General features: G+C 42.8%; 8 protein-coding genes. 2 read left to right on the top strand and 6 right to left on the bottom strand.

The window, feature by feature from the left end; genetic code table 11:
* Positions 1–197: 197 nt before the first annotated feature.
* From MHN32_RS23050 to MHN32_RS23035, 4 genes are all read right to left on the bottom strand, one after another.
* The gene (locus MHN32_RS23050) at positions 198–1,346 is read right to left on the bottom strand and encodes a hypothetical protein (protein ID WP_239422925.1); all 1,149 of its coding nucleotides are present in this window, start codon (positions 1,344–1,346) and stop codon (positions 198–200) included.
* Positions 1,347–1,500: 154 nt separating this feature from the next.
* The gene (locus MHN32_RS23045; protein WP_239422924.1) at positions 1,501–2,709 is read right to left on the bottom strand and encodes an ABC transporter permease; all 1,209 of its coding nucleotides are present in this window, start codon (positions 2,707–2,709) and stop codon (positions 1,501–1,503) included.
* Positions 2,702–3,487 (bottom strand): ATP-binding cassette domain-containing protein, encoded by a 786-nt coding sequence (locus MHN32_RS23040; protein WP_239422923.1) that lies wholly within the window; start codon positions 3,485–3,487, stop codon positions 2,702–2,704. The genes MHN32_RS23045 and MHN32_RS23040 overlap by 8 nt, the downstream gene beginning before the upstream one ends.
* 1 nt (position 3,488) lies before the next feature.
* On the bottom strand, positions 3,489–4,289 hold the full coding sequence (locus MHN32_RS23035) for a DUF3025 domain-containing protein (RefSeq protein WP_239422922.1): 801 nt from the start codon (positions 4,287–4,289) through the stop codon (positions 3,489–3,491).
* Between the two features lie 287 nt (positions 4,290–4,576).
* Between MHN32_RS23035 and MHN32_RS23030 the strand changes: the two genes are divergently transcribed.
* Together MHN32_RS23030 and MHN32_RS23025 are read left to right on the top strand one after the other, a co-directional pair.
* Positions 4,577–6,202 (top strand): M28 family metallopeptidase, encoded by a 1,626-nt coding sequence (locus MHN32_RS23030; protein WP_239422921.1) that lies wholly within the window; start codon positions 4,577–4,579, stop codon positions 6,200–6,202.
* Between the two features lie 70 nt (positions 6,203–6,272).
* The gene (locus tag MHN32_RS23025) at positions 6,273–7,439 is read left to right on the top strand and encodes a putative manganese transporter (RefSeq protein WP_206472880.1); all 1,167 of its coding nucleotides are present in this window, start codon (positions 6,273–6,275) and stop codon (positions 7,437–7,439) included.
* A 362-nt stretch (positions 7,440–7,801) separates the two neighbouring features.
* Here the strand turns inward: MHN32_RS23025 and MHN32_RS23020 are convergent, their stop codons facing one another.
* Both MHN32_RS23020 and MHN32_RS23015 read right to left on the bottom strand, forming a co-directional pair.
* Complete coding sequence (locus tag MHN32_RS23020; RefSeq protein WP_239422920.1) at positions 7,802–8,425, bottom strand: DUF5710 domain-containing protein; 624 nt, start codon at positions 8,423–8,425, stop codon at positions 7,802–7,804.
* A gap of 139 nt (positions 8,426–8,564) precedes the next feature.
* Entirely contained in the window at positions 8,565–8,789 is a 225-nt protein-coding gene (locus MHN32_RS23015; protein WP_099029137.1) for a DUF6429 family protein, read from the bottom strand.
* Positions 8,790–9,088: the final 299 nt, after the last annotated feature.

The raw sequence follows: 9,088 nt of genomic DNA, 5'->3' as shown, positions 1-9,088 counted from the left end.
TTCTCATTTAGAACAACTAAATAGCAAAATTTTTGCCTTGCTACTAAAGCTATTTCCCCGCTTCAAGATAGATCATTTACTTAATACAACTGGTATAAAACGGGTTGTTCAATAATTTCTGGATAGCGATAGATTAAAAATACTATTGCCACTAGCATACCGATATTCTGGTAGAATCGCCGCTTTTGTCAGGTGTGTTATATCACAAATGTGGTCATTGCCCAGACAATAATACCGATAATAAATACTAGAATACCATATTGAAAGTGCCTCACCATTGGGAACACCGCTTTATCCGTTCGTTCAATAGACAAAGGATATTGCCAATGCGTTAACGCAAGTAAGAGTGGCTCGGCTTCTACGCTCATGCCAGAGAGTGAAACCGTCGCACCATACTCAGTATCAAAGACCAAATCAACAATATGGTTACGACGAGTCGAAGAGGTTAACCTATCTAAATCGCTGACTGTAAACGTATTCCAGTGTACCTTAATATTGTTAACTTCATCCTTTTTTACCTCTCGTGCTTGTTTATCTGTAAACAGTAACGCAGGTAGCAGCAAACTATTTTCCTCAACCTTAATTTGGTTACAGGGTGAGTGATAGACAAAATAGTGTTTATTACTGATAAATAAAGACGTCAACCAATAGCTCAAGTATGTGAGCACCAAAAATACCAAACCCGCTATGTAATTTTGTGACGAGTAAAGAATAAAGCAGGTCATTAGAGCAAAAGCCCCTACCACCATCCAAACAATATGCAGCTTATGCTTAGGCGTCGGTAGTGCACATCGTAACACGGAGAATCGCTCTTCAATATCGCGATTGCTATTCATAAATAAAGGAAATAATCTTGCAAGGCTAGTTGGAGTTGAGCGCGTAGCTGATCTTCTATCTGCATCCGCATCTGCCGTCGGCTGAACGTTATGGTCAAGACCTGATGCCGACAAAAGCGCGGTGAGTTTATCAGCTTGCCGCAAACACGAAAATGAATAGACCGCAGGCTCCTCACTTTCTGATAGATAACTTATACCAATATAATTGAGTTGCTTGTTTCCACCCGAAGATACATCAGTCACAGTAGCAAGCGGTATCACACACTCGTCTATTCGCCAAACACTTACATTCAATAACGATAGTTGTTTAGTGATAACAAACTGCTTTTGTGCAGGGTCAAACATCAATCGATTACGGTATGAAAATAGTAACAAAGAAATCACTAAGTAGATCAGAGCTTCCAAAAAGCTTGACCCGACTAAGTGAAAAACCGACGATAACAAGAATAAAATGGCAATGCCGTTAGTAACTGATTCACTGACTGACTTAAGTACCGTGGTTGATGTCATCCTACATTCCTTGAGTGACTAATATTGAAACCTACTACTTGCACAAGCTACCTAAACAGGTAGAAGACTAAATTACAAAAAGTTAAACGCTGAACAAGGCGTTTATCGTACAGAAAAACGCCATAATTCTCAATGACTCACACCTAACTGAGCTTTACCTAAACAAAACGGTTTCTTTATTAAACCATTTAACGCAGCACACGAGTAACCCCGCCGCTAGAACGGCAGAAGCGCCAAAAATTAATGCGACGTAACCATAATCAACCGTGCCTTTGATGATTTCTTTAATCGCTAATGCGACATTGGTAATTGGGATCAATGCAGTTTTAGCGGTTAGCTCCATATTTGGCATTAAAGACATCACAATGGGAATGAAGATCCCCATGCTGAGTGGTCCCATGTAGTTTTGTGCTTCTTTAAAGGTTCTGGCGTAAATTGAGATGGCAAGTGTTAGCGACGAAAGCATCACAGCAACAGGAAGCAACAGTGCAAAAATCAAGACAAAGTCTAATAATGCAACCGACGAGAAGGCGTTTTTAATTACGTCTAGCTCGACAAAGCTACTGGCAATTCCTATCCACAGCGCCATGCTGGAGACCGTGATAAGCGCACAGAATATTGAACTGCTCAATACGGTTAAAAATTTACCTAACACCAGCTCCGTGCGTGAGATTGGTGTTAATAACAGCGTCTCTAAAGTGCCACGCTCTTTCTCTCCAGCGCCTAAATCAATAGCTGGATAGCTCGCCCCCATCAATACCAACGGAATTAACATGTAAGGGATAAACGCACCTAACTTCTCGCCTAAATTTTCGCGTTTGTCAGCAGTATCCACTTTAGTAATCGATATGGGTTGGAGCACTGCCGCTTGCTCCGCTTGCGACAATCCCAGTGAGGTTAACTTCACCGCTCTGAGTTCATCAGAAAACTTCTTAGCAAGTTTAGACAAGCGGTCGTATATAAAGTTGATAGATTGCGCATCGTTAAACACGATTTTCCATTCACTTTTTACGCCAGACTCTAGATTTTCAACCGGATCGGATGGAATAAAAATCCCAACATCGATCACGCCACTTCGTACCGCATCACTCAATGCTTCGACGCTATCAAGCTTGAGCTCACCAGCATATTTCTTAAAACTTTTATGATAAAAAACCTGCTCTGAGAACTTTTCAGCATAAGCTTCATTTACGATGTAATATGTATGGACTTCTTGCTTCGCTTCCATGGCGGCTTGTGAAGCCATAAAGCCGACTAAAGCCATAATCACTGGAAATACCAACATCGGCAATGCAATCACAAAAAACAGTGTTTTGCGGTCGCGCAGCAGCTCTCTAATTTCTTTTAAAAATACCTCAAACATGCCGTGCTCCCGTTAACAAATTCAAAAATGCCTGATTTAGCTCTTCACTTTGCCCCTTTGCTTTAAACTCAGCCAAACTGCCATCAAAACAGGTGATCCCTTTATCGATAACAGACACCCTATCGCATAATAACGCGACTTCATCTAAGTGATGGGTAGAAAATATAACGGGTGTCCCACGCGCTTTGAGGTCGCGAATAAAAGAGATAACCGTTTGTGTGGTCATAATATCAAGGCCCGTCGTAGGCTCATCTAGTACCACCACTTTAGGGCTATGTACCACCGCCCTTGCTATATTGGTCTTTTGTTTCATACCGGTCGATAGGTGTTCAGCCCTTTTATCTAGAAAGGTCTCCATCTCTAAGCGCTGAAACAGCTCATCGCATTTCGCTTTTAATGCTTTTCCTTTTAAACCATGAAGTCGAGCAAAATATTCAACATTTTCTTTGGCGGTTAGACGTCCATATAACCCTGTTGACCCTGATAAAAAACCGATGGCTTTGCGTGCAACAACAGGCTTTTTCACAATATCCTGACCATCCACTAAGATAGTACCGGCATCCGGCGTCAGTGCAGTTGAGAGCATACGCAAAGTGGTGGTTTTTCCCGCCCCATTGGGGCCGAGCAATCCAAGTACTTCACCTTGCCCACAGTGCAGGTTAACCTCTTCTACACTGTGAAAAAAACCATCACGCTCGCGAGGATCCGTCTGACTCTTTTTCTTTTTGTGTTCGCGAGTCAGGGCGAAGCGTTTTTTTAATCCATTGATAGCTATCATGCTATTTCCTTCTTTTCGGCCTGAAATAGTCCGTATTTTGATAAAATTCTAAATCTTGTGGCTCATGCCAGTTTGGGATCCCAAGCAGCGGAATGGGTGACATTTTGGTATTGTCTTCAAGCAGCCCATCATTGATCAGTGCGACCAATTTATCATCTAACCAACGATATTGTTCGCTTAGTGAAAGTTGCCAAAATGCAGCATCAACATTGATACACACCAGTTTTCCCGTCAGCCCAATAAAGGGATTGGTTAGCATCTCGTAGTTTGCGTGGCCAAATACAAAAGGCTTTAGGTTTTGCTGCCATTCTGAGCGATTATCGTAAAATACATTCTGCCATTGGTGTGATTTAAAGGCATCACGCCATTTATCATCATCGATTGCCAACACCAAACCACACTCATCAAAAAGTGTTAACGCATTGCGCTTTTTACTTCGCTGCTTTAAACCAAACTGTGCTATTTCTTCGATATGTAGGGCATTTAACAAAGCTTTTGTTTTTGGGAATAAACACCAAATCAACGCACCAAATAAGTCGTGCCAATTTTGACTACGCGTCGGTACCTGATGGGTTTCAAAGATAATCTCTTCATAGTATTTATCGCCAAAGTCTATCGTTTCATCGGCCACAAAGCGGGTATCATATTGTTGCAAGCTAATGCTGTTTACGTGAGAAGACAGCCACTGGGGGCTTGGCCAGTCTAGCTGGCTTTTTAAGTCAAAAAGCTGATTTAAATGGGAAAATGGCTCAGCATGTAAACATGCAACCTGCCACGCCTCAGGCGCTGTAAACTTTTTCATTTGATTGAGATACTTATCATGCAATTAGCCGACTATTTTACTGAAGCGCTTGATACTTGGCAAAAGCCAATTGTAAATGAGCGTAACAGGCTACGTCACACGCTAATGAGCGTAACAGGCTACGTCACACGCTAAAATGAGGATAGCGATTAAAAACAATGCAATGATCTGTTCCACAACAATTCTTTCATTAATTTCTATCTCCTCTAGCCGTCTTGTCCCGCTCGAACTTTTACGCATTTTATGTTACTACTTATGGGTTCCTAACAAGTAAAAGAAAGGCAATTATGAAACTTAAACTGACGCTCAGCGCTCTATCTATGGCGGTGCTGGCGGGCTGTGTTAGCACTAGCAATAGCCCCCAAGACATCGATACTGCATACAATAGTATTAACGATGCTCAACTCAGAGCCCATATTAAAACCCTTGCCTCTGACGAATTTGGCGGCCGTGCTCCGTCAACAAAAGGTGAAGAGCTAACGCTTGCCTATTTAACCAAACATTTTAAAGCGCTTGGCTATCAGCCTGGCAATGGCAACAGCTTCTTGCAAGAAGTGCCGCTTGTTTCGCTTGAAGCCGATCCTAATATGACGTTAACAATCGGTGGCAAAAACTACGAATATAAGAAAGACATGGTGATGGGCTCGGCCCGTATCAGCGAACTCGAATCAATCAAAGATTCAGAGCTGGTTTTTGTTGGCTATGGCGTAAATGCTCCAGAGTACGACTGGAATGACTACGAAGGCCTAGACGTGAAAGGCAAGACAGTGGTGATGCTAGTAAACGACCCTGGCTTTGCTAATCCTGATTCGGGTAAATTTACCGGTGAAGCTATGACCTATTATGGTCGTTGGACGTACAAATACGAAGAAGCTTCACGCCAAGGCGCAGCAGGTGCAATCATTGTTCACGAAACAGCGCCGGCTTCTTATCCTTGGAGCGTAGTAGAAAATTCTTGGAGTGGCCCACAGTTTGGCTTCCAAAAAGAAAATAACAATATGGACCGCGTTGCGGTTGAAGGCTGGGTAACAGTAGACGTTGCTAAAGAGCTGTTTCAAAAGGCTGGACTTGATTTTGACACCGCAAAGAAAAAAGCTGCTGAAGGCGCATACCACGTTGATATGGGCAACCTAAGCGCGTCAGTTACTGTCAAAAACACCATCAAAAAATCAACTTCGTATAACTTTATCGCCACCCTACCAGGTAGTAATAAGTCTGACGAGCACATCATCTACTCAGCACACTGGGATCATTTAGGTACCGATCCAAACCGTAAAGGTGACCAAATTTATAATGGTGCGCATGATAATGCCAGCGGCACAGGCGGTATGATTGAGGTCGCTGAAGCCTTTACTAAACTGCCAACTCGCCCTAGCCGTTCAATTACGTTTTTGGCTGTGACGGCTGAAGAGCAAGGTTTGTTAGGTTCTAAATTTTATGCTGCAAACCCTGTTATTCCAGCAGAGAAAACCGTTGCTAACGTCAATATGGATAGCCTAAATTTATTGGGTAAAGTAAAAGACATCAGCGTAGTTGGTATTGGTAAATCTGAGCTTGATGAAATACTAGAAACCGCAGCAAAAGCGCAAGACCGTGTCGTTTCGGGAGATCCGCGTCCTGCCGCTGGTGGTTACTATCGCTCTGATCACTTCGCATTTGCGAACATGGGTGTGCCTGCCATGTACGCAGGTGGTGGAACCGAAGCACGTGACGAAGAGACTGAAACCTATCGTAAACGTATGGGTTTAGTATTGCGCGGTTGTTATCATCAGCCGTGTGACCGCTACCGTGAAGAGTGGGATTTAAGTGGGGCGATACAGGATCTACAGCTGTTCTTTAAAGTTGGCTATGATGTCTCTGAGCAAGACGCTTGGCCAAAATGGAAAGCAACCGCAGAGTTCCAAAGAAAATAATACAAATGATATTGATTTTCATTTAAAATGAAATTAAAGTGCAACTTAGACAATACACGGGTTGCACTTTATGTTTTCATCTCTACTTCGATACTCTCAACCAGCACATGGCGCTAAGGTGAGTTTGTTGTTCAACAAGCGGTTGATTTTACCCCTCGTTATTATTGTACTAATGGCATTTGAAACGGCGAGACCAATTGTGGTCAGCGCGCTGAGCGATGCATTCTTTCAAGTCAGCGTTTTTGTTGCCGCTACCCTGCTCGTGTACTACTTTCTTGTTGACAGAATTCCACAGCTTAATCTCAGTTATCTGAGTACCAAATCCCCTATTCTCGAAATAGCCATGGCCTCAATATTAGGCGCGCTGCCCGGCTGTGGTGGCGCGATTATCGTGGTCACCCAATTTACCAAAAAACAAGCGAGCTTTGCTTCTGTTGTCGCAGTACTTACTGCGACGATGGGAGATGCTGCGTTTTTGCTACTCGCCAAAGAGCCCCTGACAGGCCTTACTATCATTGCGATGGGGGTTGGTGTAGGTATCGTGAGTGGGCTATGTGTGCACTTAATTCATCAACCCGACTTTTGTGTCCCGCAAACCATCAATGAGGTCGAAGAAGAAACCTTACACGCGAGCCGTGCGTTTAGTCTAAGCCGTAAGGTGTGGAAGCTGTGCTTACTACCTAGCCTTGCTATTGCACTCGCGATTGCTTTTAACGTCGATTTAGCGCCATTTGATACAGAAATTGCTTGGCTTGGTGCAGCATTATGTCTTTTTGCTGTTTGCGTGTGGGCACTTAATTCAAAGGGCGTAAGCTATAAAGATATCACCTGTGAAGAAGGTGAATGCGACCCACCGTCAAAACTCACTAGAGTGCTACAGGACACGCATTTTGTGACCGCTTGGGTCGTTGCAAGCTTTTTGCTTTACGAGCTATCTACTGCGTATTTAGGGCTTGATCTCGCGGTTTGGTTTAAAGACTATGCGCTGTATGCACCACTGGTGGCCATTCTTGTCGGATTATTACCAGGCTGTGGCCCCCAAATTGTTGTTACAACGCTTTACCTGCAAGGTGTCGTGCCATTTAGTGCCCTTGCAGCCAATGCCGTTGCTAACGATGGCGATGCGTTATTTCCAGCGATCGCACTGGCACCAAGGGCGGCGCTATTTGCCACTATCTACTCTGCAGTGCCTGCGTTTATCGTGGGCTACGGCCTCTACTACATTAACTTGGCTTAATACTTGAGTACGTCGACGAAATGCTCTGACGCAGCTCAGTGCGCTGGTGTTAACAAGACTTAGTGCGCTGGCTCATACACGATCTGGCAGTTTAGGGTTATGAGTTCAACCAAATCTGACCGTTCGTAACTGATTAATTGCCGAAAGAGCGAATAGCGGACGGTTAAATAAACCTATTTTTGGACAAAAAACGTTTCAGGTCTTCGGCTGTATTAGGCAAATTTCGTTTAAAAGTTTCTATGGGCTAACGCCGCTTTAAGTAGTGAGCAACGCAATACAAAAGCCTCAGCATGCCACCTTAATCACTAAAATCAACGCATAGCGAAAATGCCACGCGTTGCGAATCACTCTTATACAGACTGTTAGGGCTGAAACTCTTTCATTTGCCCATTTTCCAATATATGCTCAATAACCCCATATGATTCAGATGCTGAGATTTTTACAAATCCACTTTCTTTCAGTCTAGTAATAGCAATATCGGCTGACATTTCTGCACTGATAGGGAAAAAAGCACCCTCCGGTTCAGAATGCATAAAAAAGTCACCTAGTGGGGCTTTGCAGTGTTGACAATGATTCATGTAGTAAAATGAATCGGTCGTTGCGGAATAATCCAAGTAATAACTTTTGAAGTGTAGATCCAAGTATACTCTCAGTCTCTCTGGGAGAAAGCTGACGTATAAATACTTGGTTAATCCTTCAGAGCGCTCATCACTTTCAGTGTCGATTGTGCCATGACTAGCAAAGGTAATGACTTCAGATGGTTTGTCGCACTTCCAGCAAAGCTCTGTCGATTGAAGCAGATAAAATGGAGAGATAGCTTTTTGCGATGCATGATCATCATAAATCGGTAGCCAATTTTCGAATGGTCCCGTATCTAAACCTTTTGGAACAAACCACTTCTTTCTCTCTGAGTGCCAACGAGCGCCCAAAGACTTTACTTTCTCTTTATCCTCAAATGGAACTTCTAAATATGTTATTTCATCCATAAAAAGCTACCTATTTCGATAAGCCCTAACGCCGCAAATAAACGGCAAAAATTAGTTGGCTATAATTTGTGAGGAACGAGCAAAGCCAACTGGTTTTTGTCCGAGCTTTTAAGTTGCTTTGTTATATGACCAATAGCTTCTATTTTGAAAAAAGCTTTTTGAATAACTCTTCTGATTGCTTAATGCCTTCATCGGTCAATTGCACTGACTTTGCCTTACCAACCGGATCACAAATTAGACCTTTTTCATAAAGCCTATTCATAACTTCCCAGTCAATTTGTTTCCAAGCTCGCCCATAATCATGCAAGGTGAGATGTAATAAAGCTAAAGCTGCTTCATCTATTTTATTTTCATCTATATCCATTCAACACTCCAAAACCTGATGGGCATATAACGAGCCTGTAGAATAACTCGTTTCAAATTTGTTTTTGTAATCAACAAACGATAACTGAGTTCCTATTTTGATTCAATCGTTTAGTTGGGCGTGAGTTGTTATTTTAGGGCGTTTTTTTAAGCTGGTTTGTTGTCGACCAAATCGCTGACATCCACCACTAATTTAAGATACCGCCTAAGCTTAAATTCTGCACTCAAAGGATTGAGGAAACCAAACTATGGCAACTGCCCGTAAAAAACAAATTAGTTTAACCGACACCAAATATTATC

It is taken from the genome of Pseudoalteromonas sp. Of11M-6, assembly GCF_022347905.1.
In the GTDB taxonomy this organism is placed as follows: Bacteria; Pseudomonadota; Gammaproteobacteria; order Enterobacterales; family Alteromonadaceae; genus Pseudoalteromonas.
The sequence above is the reverse complement of the archived record's forward strand: the minus strand, read 5'-3'. Positions and strand labels throughout refer to the sequence as shown.